Genomic DNA, 20849 nt, shown 5'->3' with positions numbered 1-20849 from the left:
ATGACCGCACTCGCCTCCGTCACGTTCGACCTCCCCGAGACCGACCGCGTCGCCGTCGCCGCGACCGCCCTCACCCGCACCTACGGTGAAGGCGGCTCCGCCGTCCACGCGCTCCGCGGCGTCTCGCTCGAGGTGCCCAAGGGCCAGTTCACCGCCGTCATGGGTCCGTCGGGCTCGGGCAAGTCGACGCTCATGCACCTGCTCGCCGGCCTCGACACGCCCGACGCGGGCTCCGTCCACGTCGCCGGCGAGGACATCACGCGGATGTCCGACCGCGACCTCACGCGCCTGCGCCGCAAGCACATCGGGTTCGTGTTCCAGTCGTTCAACCTGCTGCCGACGCTCTCCGCCGAGGAGAACATCACGCTGCCGCTCGCGATCGCCGGCCGCAAGCCCGAGCCGGAGGCGGTCGACCGCCTGCTCGAGCGCATGGGCCTGAGCGAGCGGCGCGACCACAAGCCGGCGCAGCTCTCCGGCGGCCAGCAGCAGCGCGTCGCGGTCGCCCGCGCGCTGATCTGCTCGCCGACCGTCCTGTTCGCCGACGAGCCGACCGGCAACCTGGACTCGGCCGCCGGGTCCGACGTGCTCGACCTGCTGCGCACCGCGGTCGACGAGGACGGCCAGACGACCGTGATGGTCACGCACGACGCGCGCGCCGCCGCGTCGGCCGACCGCGTGCTCTTCCTCGCCGACGGCCGCGTCGTCGCCGACCTCGCCGGCCCGAGCGAGGACGCGATCCTCGACGCCATGCGCGACGCGGCGCGGGCATGATCCGCGTCACCTGGAAGGGCCTGGCGGCGCGGCCGATCCGCACCGCCCTGACCACGCTCGCCATCGTGGTCGGCGTCGCCTTCGTCTGCGCGGCGTACACCCTCACGGACACGATGTCCGGCGCGGCGGACACGCTCACGCACGCCGCGTACGACGGCACGGACGCCGTCGTGGTCACGAAGACCGCGTTCAAGGGCTCGCAGACGTCGGACATCCGGGCGCAGGCGCCGACGATCCCGGCCGCCACGCTCGACCGCGTCCGCGCCACCCCCGGCGTGACCATCGCCGTCGGCGACATCACCGACACGGCGCAGATCATGGCCAAGGACGGCAAGCCGGTCGGCACGGGGCCGTACTTCGGCGTCGGGTTCGACGCCAAGACCCCGGACGCGGAGCGGCTCACCCCGTTCCGCCTGCACGACGGCCGCTGGGCGACCGGCCCGAGCGAGGTCGTGATCGACCGCGCCACCGCCGAAGGCGAGGGCTACGCCGTCGGAGACGTGATCCGCGTGGCCGCCCGCGGCGAGGCGCGGACGTTCACGCTCACGGGCATCGCCGACTTCGCCGGCGTGAAGTCGCTCGGGAAGGCGAGCGCCGCGATCTTCGACCTGGACGCAGCACGGACGCTGTTCGCCAAGGACGGCTACGACCGCATCCTCGTCGCGGGTACGCGTGACGTCGACGCCGGTGCGGGCACGGAGGTCCGCACCGCCGCCGAGGATGACCGGTTCGCCTTCAGCTCGCTGGAGACCCTCGTGACGATCCTGCGCACGATCCTGCTCGCCTTCGCGGCGGTCGCCGTGGTGGTCGGCTCGTTCACGATCTTCAACTCGCTGAGCATCACGGTCGCCCAGCGCACGAGGGAGTTCGGGCTGCTGCGGATGGTCGGCGCCACGCGCCGGCAGGTCCGCGGCGCGGTGCTGCTCGAGGCGCTGACGATCGGGCTGCTCGCGTCGATCGTCGGGCTCGGCGTGGGCGTCGGCCTCGCCGAGGGGCTGAACGCGCTCTTCACGGCGGTCGGGGCGGAGCTGCCGACCGACTCGATGGTCGTCGCTTCCCGCACGGTCGTCGTCTCGCTGGCGGTCGGCACGCTCGCGACCGTCCTCGCCGCGATGATCCCGGCCCGCCGGGCGACCCGGATCGCGCCGGTGGCCGCGCTGCGCGACAGCACGCACACCGCCGCGCCCGGCCCGCTCGCCCGCGGGGTCCGCGCGCTCGCCTCGCTCGTCGGCCGGCCGTCGGCCGCGGTCGGCGGCGCGGCCGGCGCGCTCGCCCGCCGCAACGCCATGCGCAACCCGGGCCGCACCGCCGTGACGGCGCTCGCGCTCACGATCGGCGTGGCCCTCGTCACCGCCGTCACCGTGGTCGCGACCGGTCTCGAGCACGAGAGCCGCGGCGCGCTCGACCGGCGCGTCCAGGCCACGAGCATCGTGACCGCCGCCGACGGCTGGTCGCCGATCGACCCGAAGGTCGAGACCGCGATCGGCGGCGCGACGAGCAGCATCCGCCAGGACGGCGCGCTCGTCTTCGGCGCCCAGGAAGGCGTCAACGGGGTCGATCCCGCGACGATCGGGCGCTTCTACCGCTTCGACTTCACCGACGGCGGGCTCACGCGGGACGGGGCGGTCGTCGACGAGGGCTTCGCCGACGAGCACGGCCTGGAGGTCGGCAGCCCGCTCTCGATCATGTCGATGAGCGGCACGACGCTCGAGCTGACCGTCTCCGGCATCGAGCGGTCACCCGTGCTCGACGTGCTCGGCCTCGGGCCGATCACGATCCCGCACGCCGCCTTCGACCGCACGTTCGAGCAGGAGCGCAACCGCCTGACGTTCGCCGACCACGACGCGACCGCGGCGCTCGCCGCCTTCCCGAACGCCAAGGCGCAGGACAAGGCGGCGTTCATCGACGGGCAGACGGAGTGGATCGGGATGATCCTCGCGATCCTCTGGGTGCTGCTCGCGCTCGCGGTGATCGTCAGCCTGTTCGGCATCGTCAACACGCTCGTGCTGTCGACGTTCGAGCGGATGCGCGAGCTCGGCACGCTGCGCGCGCTCGGCTTCAGCCGTCGCCAGGTGCGCCGGATGGTCCGGCACGAGAGCGTGATCACCGCGCTGATCGGCGCGACGCTCGGCATCGCCGTCGGCCTCCTCCTCGCCGTAGTCGTCGTGCAGCTGCTGAGCGAGTACGGGCTCGCGTTCTCGGTGCCGGCGGGCAGCCTGCTCGCCGTCGCCCTGATCGCCGCGCTGGCGGGCATGCTCGCCGCGACGATGCCCGCGCGGCGCGCCTCGAAGATCGACGTGCTGAAGGCGCTCGCCTATGAATGACGCCGCGCGCGCTTGACGGCGTCGAGCGTCGCCCGCACCTCGCGCAGCAGGTCGTCGCCGTCGAACGGCTTGGCCAGGAAGGCCGTGGCCGGGTCGTCGCCGGCGGCGACCGTCGTGTCCCCGGTGTAGCCGCTGACGAACACCACCGGCAGGTCAGGGCGCTGCTCGCGCGCCTTGACCGCCAGCTCCACGCCCGACATGCCGGGCATCACGACGTCGGTGACGAGCACGTCGGCGGCGTCGAGGCGCTCCAGCGCCACGATCCCGCTCTCGACCGAGATCACCTGGTAGCCGGCGGCGTACAGGAGCCGGCCCGTCAGCGCACGCACCGCGTCCGCGTCCTCGACGACCAACACCGTCTCGCCGCGCCCGCGCGGGGCGCTCGGCGTCGGGTCGTCGTCACTCGCCCGCCGCACCGCCGGCAGCGTGACCGTGACGGTCGTGCCCTCGCCCGGCGTGGAGTCCAGCTCGATCCGCCCGCGCGCCTTGGTCACGATCCCGTACACGGTCGCCAGGCCCAACCCGACGCCGTGCCCGGAGACGGCCTTGGTGGTGAAGAACGGCTCGAAGGCGTGCGCGGCGACCTCCTTCGGCATGCCGCGACCCGTGTCGGACACGGTGACCCGGACCGCCCGCGGCGACGGCCCGTCGAGGTCGCGCATGACGGTGTTGACCGCCTCGATGCGCAGCGTCCCGCCGTCCGGCATCGCCTCGCGCGAGTTCATCGCCAGGCTCATCAGCATCTGCTCGAGCTGGCTGCGGTCGGCCTCCACGTCCCACAGGCGCTCGTCGACGTCGACGACGAGGTCGATGTCCTCGCCGAGGGTGCGCCGCAGCAGCAGCTCCAGCGACTCGATCACGCGCCGGACCGACAGCACCTCGGGCGTGCCCGACTGGCGGCGGGAGAACAGCAGCAGCCGCCGCGTGAGCTCGGAGGCGCGGCGCGAGGCGGCGATGATCTGGTCGACGTCGCCGGCCGTCCGCGAGTCGTCCGGGAGCTCCTTGCGCACGAAGGACGCGTAGTTGGCGACGATCGCCAGCAGGTTGTTGAAGTCGTGCGCGACACCGCCCGCCAGCTGGCCGACGGCCTCCAGCCGCTGCGCCTCGCGTAGCCGCGCCTCCAGCCGCACGTGGTGCGTGATGTCCGTGGCCACGCCGCCGACGCCGTACAGATCGCCGGACGTGTCGTCGATCAGCGGGAACTTGACCGACAGGAACGTGCGCGTCGTGTCCCCGTGCGTGACCTCCTCCTGGAGTTCGATCGGGTCACGCGAGGACATCACGCGCAGGTCGTCGACGCGCATCCGGTCGGCGACCTCGGCCGGCAGCACGTCCCGGTCGTACTTGCCGATCAGCTGCGCGGCCGGCTTGCCGTGCAGCCGCTCGAAGGCCCGGTTGACCAGCAGGTACCGGCCCTCCGGGTCCTTCAAGAAGATCGCGGCGGTGGTGTTGTCCAGCACCGCGCGCAGCGCCCGCGGGTCCGCGCCGCGGATGACCACCAACTCGTACTCGCCCATCGGCGTGCGCGTGACGTCGAGCCCGGGCGGGAGCTCGCCCAGCGGCTCCCCGACCGGGTCGCGCCCGAGCACGTCACACGCGCGGCGGTTCGCGAACGCGACGAGCCCAGCCGCATCCGTCCCCACCATGGCGTCGGGTGCAGCTTCGAGCAACTCCTCGAACTTCGGGGGGACAGAGGGCATTCTGTGCCGCGCGAGTGTAGGGCTAAGGTCAGGCTTTGAGACGCCGCGCAGCGCGAACTCGGTCCACCTGCGCGAGCTCGACCTTACGCAGACGCACCGAATGGGGCGTCACTTCGACGCATTCGTCCTCGCGCACCCACTCCAGCGCCTGGTCGAGCGACAGCGTCCGCGCGGGCACGAGCCGCACCAGCACGTCGCCCGTCGACGAGCGCATGTTGGTGAGGTGCTTCTCCTTGACGGCGTTGACGTCGAGGTCCTCCTGGCGCGCGTTCTCGCCGACGATCATGCCCTCGTAGACGTCCTCGCCCGGGCCGACGAACATCGTGCCGCGCTCCTGCAGGTTGAAGAGCGCGAACGACGCGGTCTTGCCCTTGCGGTCGGCGACGAGCGAGCCCTGCTGGCGCAGGCGCATGTCGCCCGCCCACGGCTCCCAGCGGTCGAACACGTGGTGCATGAGGCCGGTGCCGCGCGTCTCGGTGAGGAACTCGGTGCGGAAGCCGATCAGGCCGCGCGCGGGGACCAGGTAGTCCATCCGGACCCAGCCCGTGCCGTGGTTGATCATCTGCTCCATCCGGCCCTTGCGCAGGGCCAGCATCTGCGTGATCACGCCGACGTAGTCCTCGGGCACGTCGATCGTCAGGCGCTCGACCGGCTCGTGGCGGGTGCCGTCGATCTCGCGGATGACGACCTGCGGCTTGCCGACGGTCATCTCGTAGCCCTCGCGGCGCATGATCTCGACGAGGATCGCGAGCTGCAGCTCGCCGCGGCCCTGGACCTCCCAGGTATCCGGCCGCTCGGTGTCCAGCACGCGGATCGACACGTTGCCGATCAGCTCCTGCTCGAGGCGGTCCTTGATCTGGCGGGCGGTGAGCTTGTCGCCGTCCTGGCCGGCCAGCGGCGAGTGGTTGATGCCGATGGTGACCGAGATCGACGGCTCGTCGACGGTGATGACCGGCAGCGGCCGCGGGTCCTCGGGGTCGCCGAGCGTCTCGCCGATGGTCACCTCGGGCAGGCCGGCGACGGCGATGATCTCGCCCGGGCCGGCCTCGTCGGCGGACACGCGCTCGAGGCTCTCGGTGACGTACAGCTCGGTGATGCGCGCGTTGGCGATCGTGCCGTCGGCCTTGCACCAGGCGACGGTCTTGCCCTTCTTGATCGTGCCGTTGTGGACGCGGCAGATCGCGAGGCGGCCGACGAACAGCGACGCGTCGAGGTTCGTGACGTGGGCCTGGAGTGGCATGGCCTCGTCGTAGCTCGGCGCCGGGATCGTCTCCACCAGCAGGTCCAGCAGCGGCTTGAGGCTCTCGCCCGGCTGCGCCATGTCCAGCGTGGCCGTGCCGGCCTTGGCGTTGGTGTAGACGACCGGGAACTCGATCTGGTCCTCGGACGCGCCGAGGTCGATGAACAGCTCGTAGACCTCGTCGACGACCTCGGCCACACGCGCGTCCGGCCGGTCGATCTTGTTGATGACGAGGATCACCGGGAGCTTGCTCTCGAGCGCCTTGCGCAGCACGAAGCGCGTCTGCGGCAGCGGGCCCTCGGACGAGTCGACGAGCAGGAGCACGCCGTCGACCATCGTCAGGCCGCGCTCGACCTCACCGCCGAAATCGGCGTGGCCGGGGGTGTCGATGATGTTGAGCTTGACGTCCCCGTGGCGAACCGCCGTGTTCTTCGCGAGGATGGTGATGCCCTTCTCGCGCTCGAGGTCCATGGAGTCCATGACGCGGTCATTGACGTCCTGGTTGTCTCGGAAAGCGCCGGACTGCCAGAGCATGGCGTCGACAAGCGTCGTCTTCCCGTGGTCGACGTGCGCGATGATCGCCACGTTCCTGAGGTCTTCGCGAAGCTGCATGAGCGGCCAACGAGGATAGAGTCCGCTTGTCGGGCGTCAGGAGGAGAGTCATGCGTGGACGTGCTCTGGCCGTGCTGTCTTCGGCGTTTGCCCTGGGGGTGACGGCGCCCGCGTGGGCGCAGACGGCGCCGGGGGCGCCGGGTCAGACGGCGCACTGGACGACCGGCGCCAAGCAGGGTGTCGGCACCTCGACGACGACCGGCTCGAAGGTGTGGTTCTCGCTCGCGGACGGCGTCCTGAGCGAGGTCTACTACCCGCGCGTGGACGTCGCGGACTCGCGGGCGCTGGAGCTCGTGGTGTCGGACGGCAAGACGTTCACGGACCGGGAGTCGACCGACACGACGCACGCCGTGGAGCTCGTGACGGACACCGCGCTGGTCTACCGGCAGGTCAACACGGACAAGCAGCGCCGCTACCGGATCACGAAGACGTACGTGACGGACCCGTCGCGGGCGACGGTGCTGATGGACGTGCGCTTCGAGTCGCTGGACCATGGCAAGTACGCGGTGTACGCGGTCTACGACCCGTCGATCGACAACTCCGGGCGCCACGACGCGGGCAGCGTGTCCGGCGGCGCGCTCGTGGCGAGCGAAGGGGAGATCGCCAGCGCGCTGGTGGCCGACGAGCCCTTCAGCGCGGTCTCCAACGGCTATCTGGGGACGAGCGACGGCTACACGGACCTCGCCGACCACAGGCTGGACTGGCGCTATCCGAGCGCGCCCGACGGCAACGTCGTGCAGACGGCGCGGCTCGCGCTCGACGGCCGGCACGCGACGCGGCTGACGCTGGCGCTCGGCTTCGGCCCGAGCGGCGACGCGGCCCTGCGGACCGCCAGGGCGAGCCTCCGGCTGCCGTTCTTCCTGACGAAGATCGGCTACGCGCTCGGCTGGCACCTGTACCTGGACTCGCTGAAGCGGCCGCCGAAGAGCGTCGGGCGCGGCGACCTGCTGCAGCAGTACCGCGTCGCCGCGATGGAGCTCAAAGCGCATGAGGACAAGACCTACCGGGGCGCGAACATCGCCTCGCTGACCGTGCCCTGGGGCGAGGCGATCAACGCCGACGAGGCGGGCGTCGGCGGCTACCACCTGGTGTGGGCGCGCGACCTCTACCAGGTGTCGACGGCGCAGATCGCGATCGGGGACACCGCCGCCGCGAACCGCTCGCTGGACTACCTGTTCGACGTCCAGCAGAAGCCGGACGGCTCGTTCCCGCAGAACTCGCTGCTCGACGGCACGCCCTACTGGGGCTCGCTGCAGCTCGACGAGGTCGCGTTCCCGATCGTGCTCGCGTGGCAGCTGGGCCGCAAGGACGCCGCCACCTACCGCGACCACGTCAAGCCGGCGGCGGACTTCATCGTCGCCCGCGGGCCGGCGACGCCGCAGGAGCGCTGGGAGGAGGAGAGCGGCTACTCGCCGTCCACGATCGCGGCGGAGATCGCCGGGCTCACGGCGGCGGCCTCGCTCGCGCGCAGCGCGGGGGACGCCAACGGCGCCGCGCTCTACCAGGGCGTCGCCGACGAGTGGCAGCGCCGCGTCGAGGGCTGGACGTTCACGACGACCGGCCCGCACGGCGACGGGCGCTACTTCGAGCGCATCGACGACAACGGCAACCCGAACGACGGCCACGTCCTCGACATCAACAACGGCGGTGGCGCGTGGGACGAGCGGCTGATCGTCGACGCCGGCTTCCTCGACCTGGTGCGGCTCGGCGTCAAGCGGGCCAGCGACCCGTACGTCGTCGGCTCGCTGCCGGAGGTCGACGCCGTCATCCGCGTCGGTGACCTCTTCTACCGCTACAACCACGACGGCTACGGCGAGAAGGCCGACGGCGCGCCGTACGACGGCACCGGCGTCGGGCGACTGTGGCCGCTGCTGAGCGGCGAGCGCGGCGAGTACGAGCTGGCGGCGGGCCGAGGCGGCGCCTCGACCTACCTGCGGGCGATCGCGGCGAGCGCGAACGCGGGCTGGATGATCCCCGAGCAGGTCTGGGACCAGCCGGACATCCCGGCGTACGACCTGCGCTTCGGCGAGGGCACGGGCAGCGCGACGCCGCTGGCGTGGGCGATGGCCGCGTACGTGCGGCTCGCGCACTCGATCGACGCCGGGCGGCCGGTCTCGACCCCGTCGGTGGTGGCCGACCGCTACACCCGCGGGACGCTCCCGGCGGCGCCGGCGCTCACCCTCACCGCGCCGGCGGACGGCTCGACCACGGGCGCCGCGACCGCGACGGTCTCGGGCACGACCAACGCGCCCGACGTGTACGTCAACGCGGGCGGCACGACCACCCGGATCGCCGGCGGCACGTTCTCGACGACCGTTCCGCTCGGGCTCGGCGTCAACCAGATCACGGTGGTCGCGGTGGCGGCCAACGGCGGCACGGCGACCGTCCAGCGGACCGTCACGTCGACCAACTTCGGCACCGCGCTGGGCACCGCGACCGACCCGACCGGCGACGACGACGGGCCGGGCGAGTACGTCTATCCCGCTGACGCCGCGTTCAACCCGGGCGCGTACGACATCACCGGCTTCGGCGTGTACGACGACGGCCGCTCGTACAACTTCGTCACGACGATCGCGGGCGAGCTGCGCAACCCGTGGGGCGGCAACCAGATCGCCATCCAGCGGATCAACGTCTACAAGGCGGGGAGCAGCACCGGCGCGGCCCCGGCGCTGCCCGGCACCAACGCCAACCTCGAGGCGCCGTACGACTGGGTGCTGACCGCGGACGGGTTCAACGACCTCGGCGTGCGTGACGCGTCCGGGGCCACGATCGCGGGGGCGACGCTACTCGCGCTGCCGTCCACCCGGCAGATCGTGGCGAGCGTGCCCAAGGCGGACCTCGGGTCGTTGACCGGTGCGCGATACGCCGTGGTGATGGCCAGCCACGGCGGCGACGGCGAGGGCACGGGCCACATCCGGCCCGTGTACTCCCGCGCCTACTGGGACTCGACCGTCGGCACCGGCATGAGCTGGATCCACGACTTCCGGCTCGGCGGCGGCGCAGGTGAGTACACCGACGCGAACGAGGCGCGGGACACGGACACGCGCGACCCGAACGTGGTCGACATCCTCGTGCCGGCTGGCGGTTCGCAGGCGGACATCCTCGACTGGAGGGCGGCCGCGCCGGTCACGTTGCGCTACGTCGGCATCGGCTAGCGGGTATACAACGCGCCGGTATGGAGCTCATGCCGGCGCGTGAATCCCGTTGCTGGACGCTGCTGATGTTCGGAGCGGCGGCGCTCGTCGGCCTGCCGTTGATGGTCTGGCGGGCGCACGTGGACGAGCAGCTCGGCGAGGCGGTCGAGGTGTTCCTGCTGGCCGCCGGGACCGCGCTGCTCGTCGTGGCGTCGTGGTCGGTGTGGCGGACGCGCTCCACGCTCAAGCGCGCGCGGCCTGCGCCGGACGAGGCCCACGTCGTCCCGAGCAAGGCGAGCTGGCGCGCGGCCTTCGTCGCGTTCGGCGTCGTCGGTGGGTTTGCGCCGTTCCTGCGCAGCGGCTTCGACGACTCCAGCCCCGTGTTCGCCGCGTTCGGCTACGGGATCTGCCTCGGCGCGGCGCTGGCCGTGGCGTACGGGATCTGGTACCTGGGCCGGCTCGAGCGGCGCACGGGCCAGGTGCTGCTCACCGGCAACCGCCGGTACTTCCTTCACGAAGCGGTCACGAACTCGGTGCATCGGCGCGCATAGCGTCCGCGCCCGATGAGACTGACGCTCCCCCGGCGGCTGGCCCTGGCCGCCGCGACGATCGCCTGCGCCGCGTTCCCCAGCGCCGCGACGGCCCAGGATCGCTCGAGCTTCCTGCTCGGCGTCCTCCCCGACACGCAGTTCTACTCGCGCTACGCCACCCCGGGCGCGGGGGACCTGTTCATGGCCCGCTACGGCACCGAGCCGTACATCGAGCAGACGAGATGGCTCGCGGCGAACAAGGACAACCTGAAGATCCCGTTCGTCACCCACCTCGGTGACATCGTCGACCGCGCGACGGTCACGCAGGAGTGGGACGTCGCGAGCGAGGCCATGAAGGTCCTCGACGACGCCAAGCTGCCGTACTCGATCGCCAACGGCAACCACGACGCGACGCAGAACCCCGCGACGGAGCTGTTCCCGCGCTACTTCCCGACCGCGCGCGCCCAGGCGCAGGCGACGTTCGGTGGTCGCGACGCCTCCGGCCTGTCCGAGTGGCACACGTTCACGGCCGAGGGCCGGAAGTTCCTCGTGCTCGCGCTGGCCTGGCCCGCCGACAACGCGACGATCGCGTGGGGCAAGAGCGTGATCGAGGCCAACCCGACGCTGCCCGTGATCCTCACGACGCACGACCTGCTCGCGATCAAGAGCGACGCCGTGTCGCCGCTCGAGACCGAGTCCGGCCTGCGCCTGTGGGACAACCTCATCAAGGACCACGACCAGGTCTTCCTGACGATCAACGGCCACAGCCACGGCTCCGCGCACCTGCGCAAGACCAACGACTTCGGCCACAGCGTCGACCAGATCGTCTGGGACTACCAGATGGCCTACCAGGGCGGCAACGGCTACCTCGGCCTGATCGAGTTCGACTTCACGAACCGGCGGATGGCCACGACGGTCGTCTCCCCGTGGGTGCGCCTGAAGCCGAAGAGCACGCTCGTCGCCGAGTACGACATCGCCGTCAAGACCGGCCCGAACGAGAACCTGAACCTGCCGATCGACTGGGACACGCGGTTCGCGGGCTTCCAGGCGGCGCCCACGCCCGCCCCGGCGTCCAACGGCGACCTCGTGGTGGCCGCCAAGGCCAAGGTGCTCGAGGGCTTCGAGGAGCCCCAGGCCGTGCTCCCGCGGTTGCCGCTCAACGACTCCGACTTCCCCGAGGTCGCGGGCACCGTCGCCCATTGGCGCTTCGATCCGTCCAAGGCCGGCGCGCTGCCCGTCGGCGAGATCGGCGCGAAGGACATCGCCAAGGGCGCCGACATGCGCCGCGCCGCGCTGACCGGTCCCTCGCAGCTCGACGACCTGACGATCTCGACCGACCATCACTCGCTGTCTTCCGACGCCGCTTCCGCCTGCTTCCAGAACGACAACGCGGGCCGCAACTCCTTCATCAACACGGCCACGGGCGCCGCGGTCAACGCGAACGCGTTCCCGAACGGCTTCACGTTCGAGACGTTCATCAAGATCGACGAGGCCTGGACCGCCGCGAACAACCAGTGGAACGGCGCGATCAGCCGTGAGGGCGTCCGCCGCGACGTCGCCAACGTCCTCAACCCGGGGTACAACTACGACGAGCCGACGTTCGCGCTCGGCGTCTCCAACCTGCGTGAGATCCAGTGGAACGCGCTGGGCATCTCGGCCCAGGGCAACGGCTACCGCGAGCGCACGAACTGGTCGGGTGAGATCCTCACCGGCCGCTGGATCCACATCGCCAACGTCAACGACCCGGTCGCCAAGACCTCGACGCTCTACGTCGACGGCGCGCCGGTCCTGCGCAACTCGATCGACGCGGTCGGCCTCGCCACCGCCAACCAGCCGTGGCGCATCGGCTCCACCAAGGGCAGCGGCTGGCTGGGCTGCGTCGGCGAGACGCGCATCGTCGACCACGCCACCACGCCGGACCAGTGGCTGACGCAGCGCCGCTACCTGCCCGTGAACGCCGACACGACGGTCGGCGGCTCGGTGCCGGCGACGCTCGCGCTGACGCTCGGCGCTCCGGGCACGTTCGGCACCTTCACGCCGGGCGTGGCGCAGGAGTACACGGCCACGACTAAGGCGACCGTGACCTCCACGGCCGGCGACGCCACGCTCACCACGAGCGAGCCGGGGCGCCTCGTCAACGGCGCCTTCAGCCTCGCGCAGCCGCTGCGGATCGAGCTCGCCAAGTCGGCGTGGACCGGTCCCGTCTCGGGCGAGGAGGTCGGGGTCACGTTCAAGCAGGCGATCGGTGCGAACGAGCCGCTGCGCACCGGTTCCTACTCGAAGACCGTGACCTTCACGCTGTCGACGACCAACCCGTAGCGCCCATCTGCCCACGGACCGGGTACAGTCCGGTCCGTGGGCACGCTTTACCGCTTCCTCTAAGTCGCCAGTCAGCCACTGACACCCGGCCGCGCCCGCCTTCGCGCGGCCACGACTTCGAGGATGCGCCATGCCCCGCAGGACCCCGCGCGACGGACGCCGTCGTGCCCTTTCCCAGAACTTCCTCCATGACCAGCAGGTGGTCGCCGACGTCGTCGCGACCCTGCACCCACCGCCGAGCACGCTCGTCGTCGACCTCGGCGCGGGCGCCGGCGCGCTGACCCAGGCGGTCGCGGCGCGCGGCGCGCGCGTGCTGGCCGTCGAGCTCGACCCGCGGTGGGTGCGGGTCCTCCGCTCCCGCGCGCCCGCGTGGGGTGACGTCGACGTCCGCGCCGGCGATGCGCTCCGCGTCCCGTTCCCGGCTGAGCCGTTCAGCGTCATCTCCAACGCGCCGTACGCGATCGGGACCAAGCTCGTGCGGCGGCTGCTGACCGACGCGCACGGGCTCACGCGCGCGGTGGTCGTGCTCCAGCGCGAGGCCGCGCTGCGGCTCGCGGGCGGCGGGCGCTTCGCGGCGTCGTGGGCGCCGTGGTTCGAGCTGCGGGCGAGCGGTCGCATACCCGCGCGTGCGTTCCGCCCCGTGCCGTCGGTGGAGAGCGCGATCCTCACGATCCTCCCGCGGCCGATCCCGTTGCTGTCACCGGCGGCGTACCCGGGCTACGACCGCTTCCTGACCGCCGTGTTCACCGGTCGCGGGAACACGGTCGCGCAGCGGCTCGGCGTCCGGCCGGCCGAGCTGGCGGCCCTCGGCCTCCCGCGCGACGCCACGCCCGGCGCCGTGGACCCCGAGAGCTACGCGCGGGTGTTCACGCACCTAGTAGCTTCCGGCGGCACCTGTCGCACGGGGAAGGGGTCTCCATGAAGCGCGTTCTGCTGTCCGCGGCCATGTTCCTGCTCTTCGCGGCGCCGGCGGTCGCCGCCGGCCCGTCTCCGGGCGCGCCCGGGATCGGGGATCCGCTGTTCCCGACGCTCGGCAACGGCGGCTATGACGTCCAGCACTACGACGTCGACGTGCGCTACGGCAAGGCGTTCACCGACCCGGTCGAGGGCACGGTCACGATCCTCGCGCGCGCGACGCAGGCGCTCTCGCGCTTCAACCTGGACTTCGCGGGGCGCAGCGTCGGCGGCGTGGTCGTCAACGGCGCGCCCGCGCAGTGGCGGCGCGAGGGGAGCGAGCTCATCATCACGCCCCGCAAGGCGATCAAGGACCGCGCGCTGTTCGTCGTGACGGTGAGCAAGTACGTGGCGGTGCCGACCGTCCCGAACGACGACGATCCGACGTCCACGGCGCTGTTCGTCCACCCGAGCGGCACCGCGACCGCGCCGCAGCCGGACCTCGCGCGCTACTTCCTGCCGTCCAACGACCATCCGCGCGACAAGGCGAGCTTCGACTTCCGCTTCGACGTGCCGGCCGGCCAGACCGCCGTGGCGAACGGCGTCCCGCTCGCGAAGTGGACGAGCGGCGGGCGCACCCACTCGGTGTTCGTCCAGCGCCAGCCGATGGCCACCGAGCTGATCCAGATGGCGGTCGGCGACTACGACGTGACCAACGAGGGCTTCCACAACGGCGTCCTCCTGCGTGAGGTCACCGCCAAGCCACTGACGGCGCAGTACCTGCCGCTGCTGGACCCGACGCGCTCCCAGCTCGACTGGATGCGCGCGCGGGCCGGCGCCTACCCGTTCGACCTCTACGGCTCGCTCGTCGTCGACGCGGGGCTCGGCTTCGCGTTGGAGACGCAGACGCTCGAGCTGATCGACACCTTCTGGTACGAGGACTACGGCAAGGGCACGTGGGACGCGACGCTGCTGCACGAGATGAGCCACATGTGGTTCGGCGACAGCGTGGCGCCGTACTCGTGGAGCGACCTGTGGCTGAACGAGGGCCACGCGAGCTGGTACGAGTTCACCTGGGGCGAGGAGAACGGCGTCCTGGAAGAGGACACGACCGGCTACCCCGACGACCAGGGCTACGCGACCCTCGACGAGCTGATGAAGGCCGTCTACGCGCACGGCGACGAGTGGCGCGCGGAGAGCGGGCCGGTCGCGGCGCCGTCGTCGCCCGACGAGCTGTTCGCCTACCAGCGCTACCACGGCGGGGCGCTGGTCCTGTACGCGCTGCGCCAGAAGGTCGGCAACGCGGCCTTCCTCCGGATCGAGCGGGCCTACCCGGAGCGCTTCCGCGACCGTAGCGTGACGACCGACGACTTCATCGCGCTCGCGGCGCAGGTCAGTGGCCGGCCGGACGTCGTGCCGTTCCTGCGCGAGTGGGTGTACGGCACGAAGACGCCGCCGATGCCGGGGCATCCGGACTGGACGGTCAACGCCCCGTCGACCCAGCGGACGGCCACGATCCCGGGTAGGAGGGCGCCTCGGAGGTAACTCCTACCGCGCTGGTAGGCTTTTGAGGGCGATGATCTTCACCACGAAGGCCGAATACGGGGTGCGGATGCTGATCCAGCTCGGCACTCAGGGGTCGGGTCACCCGGTTTCCCTGAAGGCGATCGCCGAGGCGGAGAACCTGCCTCTGGCGTACTGCGAGCGGATCGCGGCGCTCCTGAAGAAGCACGGCCTCGTGGTGTCCACCCGCGGTGCGCACGGCGGCTACGTGCTGGCCAAGCCCGCGGAGGAGATCACCATGGACCAGGCGGTGCTCGCGCTCGAGGGCGCGATCGCGCCGATGGACTGCTTCCTCGACGACCACAACGGGCGTGTCCAGTGCTCCCACCACGGGGAGGACGGCGGCGGCGCGTGCGCGACCAAGCTGCTGTGGACGCGCGTGCAGATGGGGGTGATCCGCTCGTTGCAGCGGACCACCCTCGCCGAGCTGATCGAGTTCGACTCGAAGAAGCCGACGCCCGCGCTGCCCACCCCTGTCACGACCCTCTGAGAAAGAACCGATGGCCGAGCTCCAGATCAAGAACCTGCACGTCACCGTTGCGGACAAGCAGATCCTCAAGGGGGTCGACCTGCACGTCCGGCCCGGTGAGTTCCACGCGCTGATGGGCCCGAACGGCTCCGGCAAGTCCACGCTCGCGAACGTGATCATGGGTCACCCGAACTTCGAGGTGACCGAAGGCCAGATCCTGTTCGACGGCGAGGACATCACGGAGGCCGACCCGGACGAGCGCGCCCGTGCCGGCCTGTTCATGGCCTTCCAGTACCCGGTCGCCATCCCGGGCGTGACGGTCGCCAAGTACCTGCGCATGGTGATGAACGCGCACCGCGAGGGTCGCGGCGAGCCGGCGATCTCGCTCAAGGACTTCCGCAAGACGGTCGAAGCGGCGATGGAGCTCACGAAGGTCCCGAAGGAGTTCTCCTCGCGGTACCTGAACGAGGGCTTCTCCGGCGGCGAGAAGAAGCGCATGGAGATGCTCCAGCTCGCGCTCACGAAGCCGTCGCTGGCCGTCCTCGACGAGACCGACTCCGGCCTCGACATCGACGCGCTCAACACGGTCGCCTCGGCGGTGAACACCATCTCCGAGGGCACGGACATGGGCGTGCTGATCATCACCCACTACCAGCGCATCCTGCACATCGTGAAGCCGCAGTTCGTGCACATCATGTTCGAGGGGCGGATCGTCAAGGAGGGTGGCCCGGAGCTCGTCGAGATCCTCGAGGAGAAGGGCTACGGCTGGATCCGCGAGGAAGTCGCGGCGGCCGCGTAATGTCGCTCGCGGTCCCGACGTCCTCCGAGTTCCCGACCCTCGCGCGCGAGGGCCTGGTGTATCTCGACACCGCGGCCACCTCGCAGACCGTGCGGCCGGCGATCGAGGCGATGGACCGCTACTACGAGACCTATCGCGCGTCGATCCACCGCGGCATCTACTCGATCGCCACGGAGGCCACGGACGCGTACGAGCTCGCTCGCGAGCGGGTGGCGCGGTTCACGCACTCGACGGTCGGCGAGACCGTGTTCACGAAGAACGCGACGGAGGCGGTCAACCTCGTCGCGTACGCGTGGGGCCGCGCCAACGTCGGCCCGGACGACCTCGTGGTGCTCTCGCAGATGGAGCACCACGCGAACATCGTCCCGTGGCAACTGCTCGGCTGCAAGCTCGCGTACATCCCCATGAGCGACGACGGCGTGCTGGACCTGGACGCGTACGACGCGCTGCTGGCCCAGGGCCCGAAGCTCGTGGCGGTCGCGCACGTCTCCAACGTCGTCGGGACGATCAACCCGGTCGCGGAGATGATCGCCCGGGCGCACGCGGCGGGCGCCGTGGTGTTGGTGGACGGCGCGCAGGCCGTGCCGTCGCTGCCGGTCGACATCGCCGAGCTGGACGCGGACTTCTACGTCTGGACCGGGCACAAGGCCTACGGGCCGACCGGCATCGGCGTGCTGCACGGCCGGCGCTCGATCCTGGAGTCGATGCCGCCGTTCCTCGGTGGCGGGCACATGATCGCCCGGGTCGGTGACTTCGAGTCCACCTGGGCCGAGCCGCCGACGCGCTTCGAGGCGGGCACGATGCCGATCGCCGAGGCGATCGGGCTCGGAGAGGCCGTGGAGTGGCTGGCCTCGATCGGGATGGAGAACGTGCGCGAGCACGGGCGCGACGTCACGGCCTACGCGCTGGAGCGGTTCGCCGAGGTGCCCGGGCTCTCGATCCACGGCCCCGCGGACGCCGACGGGCGTGGCTCGCTGATCTCGTTCGCGCTGGACTACGCGCATCCCCACGACGTGGCCGAGATCCTCGGTCGCCAGGGCGTGTGCGTGCGTGCCGGCCACCACTGCGCGCAGCCGCTGATGCGGCGCCTGGGCGTGCCGGCTTCGACGCGTGCGTCCTTCGCTGTCCACGCCACGCGCGAGGACGTCGACCACCTGATCGACGCCCTCGGCAAGGTCCAGGAGATTTTTGGTTAGACCATGGACGACCTCTATCGCGAGCAGATCCTCGAGCACTACAAGCGGCCCCATCACTGGGGTGAGCTCGAGAACCCGGACATGGAGTTCTTCGACACGAACCCGCTCTGCGGCGACGAGTTGAAGGTGCAGATCAACGTCGCCGACGGGAAGGTCGCGGACGTGGCCTTCTCGGGCCATGGCTGCGCGATCTCCCAGGCCGCGGCCTCGATGACCTCCGACGAGCTGATCGGGATGCCGGTCGAGCAGTTGGTGTCGTTGGACCGTGAGTTCGTCCTGGACCTGCTGGGCATCGACATCTCGGCGACGCGCATGAAGTGCGCGTTGCTGTCGCTGAAGGTCATCAAGTCCGCGGGCCTGGGGCACGCGGCCTCGTGGGAGTCCGAAGCGGCTTAGCGGCCGCCGCGGTGCTGCTGCTTCGGCATCTGCCTCGCGATCGGCTTCAGGGCCGGCCGCGGGGCGCGCTTCGGCGGCAGTAGAGGGCGCTTCATCGCAGGCTTCTTGGCTGCGGGTTGGCGCTGCATATAGACGCTCCTTGGAAAGAGATTTCCGTACCGGGTGCTACCAGGCGGTGGAGGTGCGTCAGAGATTGATCATGCCGTCGAGCGTACGCGGTTGGTTGCGCGACGACGGTGCGGGCACCCGTACAGTGGCTCCCATGAAGCTTCTGCCGCTGGTCCTGCTGCTCTCGCTCACGCTGTTCGCCTGCGGAGGGGATGACGACCCCGCCGAGCCGGCCGCGACGGGGACGCCGGCGGCGGAGGCGACGCAGGCTCCTGAAGAGGACGCGGGCGGCGGCGACGCGGGCGGCGAGGAGGAGGTCCGCGAGATGTTCGCCGACTACACCAAGGCCCTCGGCGACCGCGACTGGGACGAGGCCTGCGACAACCTCGCGCCCGAGACGACCGAGAAGCTCCAGAGCAACATCAAGCAGCTCGGCGTCGCGAACCCGCCGAGCGAGTGCACCGAGCTGATGGACCAGCTCTATGACACGATCGACAAGGACCCGACCGCCAAGAAGACGATCGACGACATCACCAAGTCGGCGAAGGTCGACAAGGTGACGATCACCGGCGACTCGGCGAGCATCAGCTGGAGCGCGACCGTCAACGGGCAGAAGACGCCGGTCACGCAGTCCGCTCGCGTGATCGACGGCGACTGGAAGCTGATCGACGTCAACTAGGCGGTCCGTGGCGCCCAGCGCGGGATCCGCGGCCCGAGGTCAGCGCCCGCCCACGGCGCGCGCCGCGGCCGCGGCGCCGACCCGCTCGGCCTCGGCCGCGAACGCCTTCTCCATGCCGCGCACGCCGGCGCCCGCCGCGCGGTCGGTCAACGGGTTGTCGAGCAGCCCGCGCAGGGCGATCGCGCCGCGCAGGAACGGCGGGTAGCTGACCGCGCGCGAGCGGCGCTCGATCGTGCGCACGGTGCGCGCGACGGCCGGCTCCAGCGGCCACGTCTTGCCGAGCGCGTTCGGCAGCCGCTGCTTGGCGGACGCGAAGATCGGCGAGTCGTCGCTCGCGGCGACCATCGGCGTGTTCAGGAACAGGTAGTAGGCGACGCCGACGCCCACGTCGTGGGTGCGCAGCTCCACGCGCAGCGTGCGCCCCAACGCGTCGACCCCCGCCTTGGAGACGCTGTAGGCGCCGAGGCCCGCCGCGGGCAGCACGGCCGCGGCGCTGGCGACGAGCAGCAGGTAGCCGCGCCGCTCGAGGACGTGCGGGATCGCCGCCCGGGCGGTGCGCCAGACGCCGAGGAGGTTGATGTCGATCGTCTCCTCGACGGTCTCGGGCCCGACCAGCCGCAGCGGTCCGCCGGTGGCGATCCCCGCGTTGGCGACCGCCACGTCCAGGCCGCCGCAGCGCGCCGCGAGGTCGTCGATCGCGGCGGTCAGCGCCTCCGCGTCGCGCACGTCGGCGACCGCGGTCTCCGCGCCGGGCAACCCGGCCGCCACGCGCTCGAGCGCTTCGCGGTTGACGTCGATCAGGGCGAGTCGCATGCCGCGCGCGGCGAGCTGGCGCGCCAGCTCGGCGCCGATGCCCGACCCCGCTCCGGTGATCAGGGCAACGCGTCCGTCGAGGTTCCACATCATGATCAGTGGGACGGTAACGTTCCGCCGCGATGAGCGAACAGTGGCAGCAGCCCCAGGGACAACCGCAATGGGGTGGCGGAGGTCAGGCGCCCCAATCCACGTCGGGCAAGGCGACCGCCGCGCTCGTGCTCGGCATCGTGAGCATCCTCATCTGCCCGCTGATCTGCGGGATCATCGGGGTGATCATCGGCGGCCAGGCCAAGAACGAGATCGACTCCTCCGGCGGCCGGCTCGGCGGCCGGGGCATGGCCCAGGCCGGCGTGATCCTGAGCTGGATCGGCATCGCCTGGGGCGTGCTGATCGTGATCCTCTTCATCGCGGGAGCCATCTCGGCCTGAGCGCCGCTAGGGTGCGCGCCATATGAGCGGTCAGGGAGACGACGAGCAGCAGCAGCCCCCGCAGTGGCAACAGCCCCAGTGGCAGTCGCAATGGCAGCAGCCTGAGCAGCAGCCGCAATGGGGTCAGCAGCCGCAGCAGTGGGGGCAGCAGGAGACGCCGCAGTGGCAGCAGGGCTTCAACCAGCCGCAGCAGACGCCCGGCTCGGCGACCGCGGCCCTGATCCTCGGCATCTGCTCGCTCGTCATCTGCCCGCTGATCTGCGGCCCGCTCGCGGTCGTCTACGGCAACAAGGCCAAGCGCGAGATCGACAACTCCGGTGGGCGCCTGACCGGGCGCGGCATGGCTCAGGCGGGCGTGGTGACGGGCTGGATCGGGGTCGCGTTCGCGGTCATCAGCATCCTGTTCTTCGTCGTCGTGCTCGGGGTCGGCATCAGCAACTCGTAGCCACGCTCACCCGGGCGGGGCGATCGTCGCGCGTTCGGCGAGCGCCCACGCCCACCCCGCGGCGCCCAGCGCGCCGAGGAACAGCACGGCGCGCAGCGGCGTGCGTACCGGGGCGTCCAGGACCCGCACGCGCGTGACGAGCACGAACACGCCCGCGACCAGCAACGCGAGCGCGAAGAACACCCAGAAGCCGTTGTAGTCGAGGAAGCCGCTGTCCCCGCGCGCCGCCCACGCGAACGCGCGCGTGCCGCCGCACAGCGGGCACGGCAGCCCGGTCAACGACCGGAACGGGCAAGCGGGGATGAGGTCGGTGCCCTCGCGCGGGATCACGGCGCCGGCCGCGAACGGCAGGCAACCGGCGGCCAGCAGGACCAATCCCTCCCGCTTCGTAGGGTTCACGGCACCCAGTATCGCGCGGTACCGTTC

18 protein-coding genes are annotated in these 20849 nt (G+C 71.3%); 14 read left to right on the top strand and 4 right to left on the bottom strand.

Translation table 11 applies throughout. From position 1 onward, the window contains the following. Positions 1-771: an ABC transporter ATP-binding protein gene (locus tag C8N24_RS06455; RefSeq protein ID WP_121249141.1), complete on the top strand. Its 771-nt coding sequence runs from the start codon at positions 1-3 to the stop codon at positions 769-771. Then, positions 768-3095: an FtsX-like permease family protein gene (locus C8N24_RS06450; RefSeq protein WP_121249139.1), complete on the top strand. Its 2328-nt coding sequence runs from the start codon at positions 768-770 to the stop codon at positions 3093-3095. Before C8N24_RS06455 ends, C8N24_RS06450 begins: the two co-directional genes overlap by 4 nt. On the opposite strand, the gene C8N24_RS06445 is transcribed toward C8N24_RS06450, so the two are convergent. Together C8N24_RS06445 and typA are read right to left on the bottom strand one after the other, a co-directional pair. After that, positions 3086-4795, bottom strand: coding sequence for a PAS domain-containing protein (locus tag C8N24_RS06445; RefSeq protein WP_121249137.1), 1710 nt, complete (start codon positions 4793-4795; stop codon positions 3086-3088). The genes C8N24_RS06450 and C8N24_RS06445 overlap by 10 nt on opposite strands. Before the next feature lie 28 nt (positions 4796-4823). Beyond that, on the bottom strand, positions 4824-6647 hold the full coding sequence (typA, locus tag C8N24_RS06440; RefSeq protein WP_121249135.1) for a translational GTPase TypA: 1824 nt from the start codon (positions 6645-6647) through the stop codon (positions 4824-4826). A 50-nt stretch (positions 6648-6697) separates the two neighbouring features. Here typA and C8N24_RS06435 point away from each other — a divergent pair, with 50 nt between their 5' ends. The 10 genes from C8N24_RS06435 to C8N24_RS06390 all read left to right on the top strand — a co-directional run bounded on the left by C8N24_RS06435 (position 6698) and on the right by C8N24_RS06390 (position 18734). Next, positions 6698-9802, top strand: coding sequence for a glucan 1,4-alpha-glucosidase (locus C8N24_RS06435; RefSeq protein WP_121249133.1), 3105 nt, complete (start codon positions 6698-6700; stop codon positions 9800-9802). A gap of 20 nt (positions 9803-9822) precedes the next feature. Beyond that, positions 9823-10332, top strand: coding sequence for a hypothetical protein (locus tag C8N24_RS06430; protein WP_121249131.1), 510 nt, complete (start codon positions 9823-9825; stop codon positions 10330-10332). Between the two features lie 12 nt (positions 10333-10344). Continuing rightward, positions 10345-12630, top strand: a complete 2286-nt coding sequence (locus tag C8N24_RS06425) for a LamG-like jellyroll fold domain-containing protein (protein ID WP_121249129.1) — start codon at positions 10345-10347, stop codon at positions 12628-12630. Positions 12631-12760: 130 nt separating this feature from the next. Continuing rightward, positions 12761-13552 carry a ribosomal RNA small subunit methyltransferase A gene (locus tag C8N24_RS06420; RefSeq protein ID WP_121249127.1) on the top strand — a complete coding sequence of 264 codons (792 nt, stop codon included), beginning with the start codon at positions 12761-12763 and terminating at the stop codon, positions 13550-13552. Further along, positions 13549-15069 (top strand): M1 family metallopeptidase, encoded by a 1521-nt coding sequence (locus tag C8N24_RS06415; RefSeq protein WP_121249125.1) that lies wholly within the window; start codon positions 13549-13551, stop codon positions 15067-15069. Before C8N24_RS06420 ends, C8N24_RS06415 begins: the two co-directional genes overlap by 4 nt. 31 nt (positions 15070-15100) lie before the next feature. Beyond that, a complete protein-coding gene (locus tag C8N24_RS06410; protein WP_121249123.1) occupies positions 15101-15577 on the top strand; it encodes an RrF2 family transcriptional regulator in 477 nt (158 codons plus the stop codon). A gap of 10 nt (positions 15578-15587) precedes the next feature. Continuing rightward, complete coding sequence (gene sufC / locus C8N24_RS06405; RefSeq protein ID WP_121249121.1) at positions 15588-16355, top strand: Fe-S cluster assembly ATPase SufC; 768 nt, start codon at positions 15588-15590, stop codon at positions 16353-16355. Continuing rightward, on the top strand, positions 16355-17551 hold the full coding sequence (locus C8N24_RS06400) for a SufS family cysteine desulfurase (protein ID WP_121249119.1): 1197 nt from the start codon (positions 16355-16357) through the stop codon (positions 17549-17551). Before sufC ends, C8N24_RS06400 begins: the two co-directional genes overlap by 1 nt. A gap of 3 nt (positions 17552-17554) precedes the next feature. After that, positions 17555-17947 carry an iron-sulfur cluster assembly scaffold protein gene (locus C8N24_RS06395; protein WP_121249117.1) on the top strand — a complete coding sequence of 131 codons (393 nt, stop codon included), beginning with the start codon at positions 17555-17557 and terminating at the stop codon, positions 17945-17947. Between the two features lie 262 nt (positions 17948-18209). Continuing rightward, entirely contained in the window at positions 18210-18734 is a 525-nt protein-coding gene (locus C8N24_RS06390; protein WP_121249115.1) for a hypothetical protein, read from the top strand. Between the two features lie 39 nt (positions 18735-18773). On the opposite strand, the gene C8N24_RS06385 is transcribed toward C8N24_RS06390, so the two are convergent. Then, a complete protein-coding gene (locus C8N24_RS06385; protein WP_121249113.1) occupies positions 18774-19640 on the bottom strand; it encodes an SDR family NAD(P)-dependent oxidoreductase in 867 nt (288 codons plus the stop codon). Positions 19641-19669: 29 nt separating this feature from the next. Between C8N24_RS06385 and C8N24_RS06380 the strand changes: the two genes are divergently transcribed. Continuing rightward, entirely contained in the window at positions 19670-19978 is a 309-nt protein-coding gene (locus C8N24_RS06380; protein WP_121249111.1) for a DUF4190 domain-containing protein, read from the top strand. A 22-nt stretch (positions 19979-20000) separates the two neighbouring features. Continuing rightward, on the top strand, positions 20001-20423 hold the full coding sequence (locus C8N24_RS06375) for a DUF4190 domain-containing protein (protein WP_121249109.1): 423 nt from the start codon (positions 20001-20003) through the stop codon (positions 20421-20423). 6 nt (positions 20424-20429) lie between these two features. On the opposite strand, the gene C8N24_RS06370 is transcribed toward C8N24_RS06375, so the two are convergent. Further along, the gene (locus tag C8N24_RS06370) at positions 20430-20822 is read right to left on the bottom strand and encodes a DUF2752 domain-containing protein (RefSeq protein ID WP_170178882.1); all 393 of its coding nucleotides are present in this window, start codon (positions 20820-20822) and stop codon (positions 20430-20432) included. Between the last annotated feature and the right edge of the window lie 27 nt (positions 20823-20849).

This window comes from Solirubrobacter pauli, from assembly GCF_003633755.1.
Classification (GTDB): Bacteria; Actinomycetota; Thermoleophilia; order Solirubrobacterales; family Solirubrobacteraceae; genus Solirubrobacter; species Solirubrobacter pauli.
The sequence above is the reverse complement of the archived record's forward strand: the minus strand, read 5'-3'. Positions and strand labels throughout refer to the sequence as shown.

What these genes read in the sequence shown, in the direction of transcription:
- C8N24_RS06455 (WP_121249141.1), top strand. Translation starts at nt 1, where the DNA reads ATGACCGCACTCGCCTCCGTCACGTTCGACCTCCCCGAGACCGACCGC.
- C8N24_RS06450 (WP_121249139.1), top strand. Translation starts at nt 768, where the DNA reads ATGATCCGCGTCACCTGGAAGGGCCTGGCGGCGCGGCCGATCCGCACC.
- C8N24_RS06375 (WP_121249109.1), top strand. Translation starts at nt 20,001, where the DNA reads ATGAGCGGTCAGGGAGACGACGAGCAGCAGCAGCCCCCGCAGTGGCAA.
- C8N24_RS06410 (WP_121249123.1), top strand. Translation starts at nt 15,101, where the DNA reads ATGATCTTCACCACGAAGGCCGAATACGGGGTGCGGATGCTGATCCAG.
- C8N24_RS06425 (WP_121249129.1), top strand. Translation starts at nt 10,345, where the DNA reads ATGAGACTGACGCTCCCCCGGCGGCTGGCCCTGGCCGCCGCGACGATC.
- C8N24_RS06435 (WP_121249133.1), top strand. Translation starts at nt 6,698, where the DNA reads ATGCGTGGACGTGCTCTGGCCGTGCTGTCTTCGGCGTTTGCCCTGGGG.
- C8N24_RS06390 (WP_121249115.1), top strand. Translation starts at nt 18,210, where the DNA reads ATGAAGCTTCTGCCGCTGGTCCTGCTGCTCTCGCTCACGCTGTTCGCC.
- typA (WP_121249135.1), bottom strand. Translation starts at nt 6,647, where the DNA reads ATGCAGCTTCGCGAAGACCTCAGGAACGTGGCGATCATCGCGCACGTC.
- C8N24_RS06380 (WP_121249111.1), top strand. Translation starts at nt 19,670, where the DNA reads ATGAGCGAACAGTGGCAGCAGCCCCAGGGACAACCGCAATGGGGTGGC.
- C8N24_RS06415 (WP_121249125.1), top strand. Translation starts at nt 13,549, where the DNA reads ATGAAGCGCGTTCTGCTGTCCGCGGCCATGTTCCTGCTCTTCGCGGCG.
- C8N24_RS06420 (WP_121249127.1), top strand. Translation starts at nt 12,761, where the DNA reads ATGCCCCGCAGGACCCCGCGCGACGGACGCCGTCGTGCCCTTTCCCAG.
- C8N24_RS06430 (WP_121249131.1), top strand. Translation starts at nt 9,823, where the DNA reads ATGGAGCTCATGCCGGCGCGTGAATCCCGTTGCTGGACGCTGCTGATG.
- C8N24_RS06395 (WP_121249117.1), top strand. Translation starts at nt 17,555, where the DNA reads ATGGACGACCTCTATCGCGAGCAGATCCTCGAGCACTACAAGCGGCCC.
- C8N24_RS06385 (WP_121249113.1), bottom strand. Translation starts at nt 19,640, where the DNA reads ATGATGTGGAACCTCGACGGACGCGTTGCCCTGATCACCGGAGCGGGG.
- sufC (WP_121249121.1), top strand. Translation starts at nt 15,588, where the DNA reads ATGGCCGAGCTCCAGATCAAGAACCTGCACGTCACCGTTGCGGACAAG.
- C8N24_RS06445 (WP_121249137.1), bottom strand. Translation starts at nt 4,795, where the DNA reads ATGCCCTCTGTCCCCCCGAAGTTCGAGGAGTTGCTCGAAGCTGCACCC.
- C8N24_RS06400 (WP_121249119.1), top strand. Translation starts at nt 16,355, where the DNA reads ATGTCGCTCGCGGTCCCGACGTCCTCCGAGTTCCCGACCCTCGCGCGC.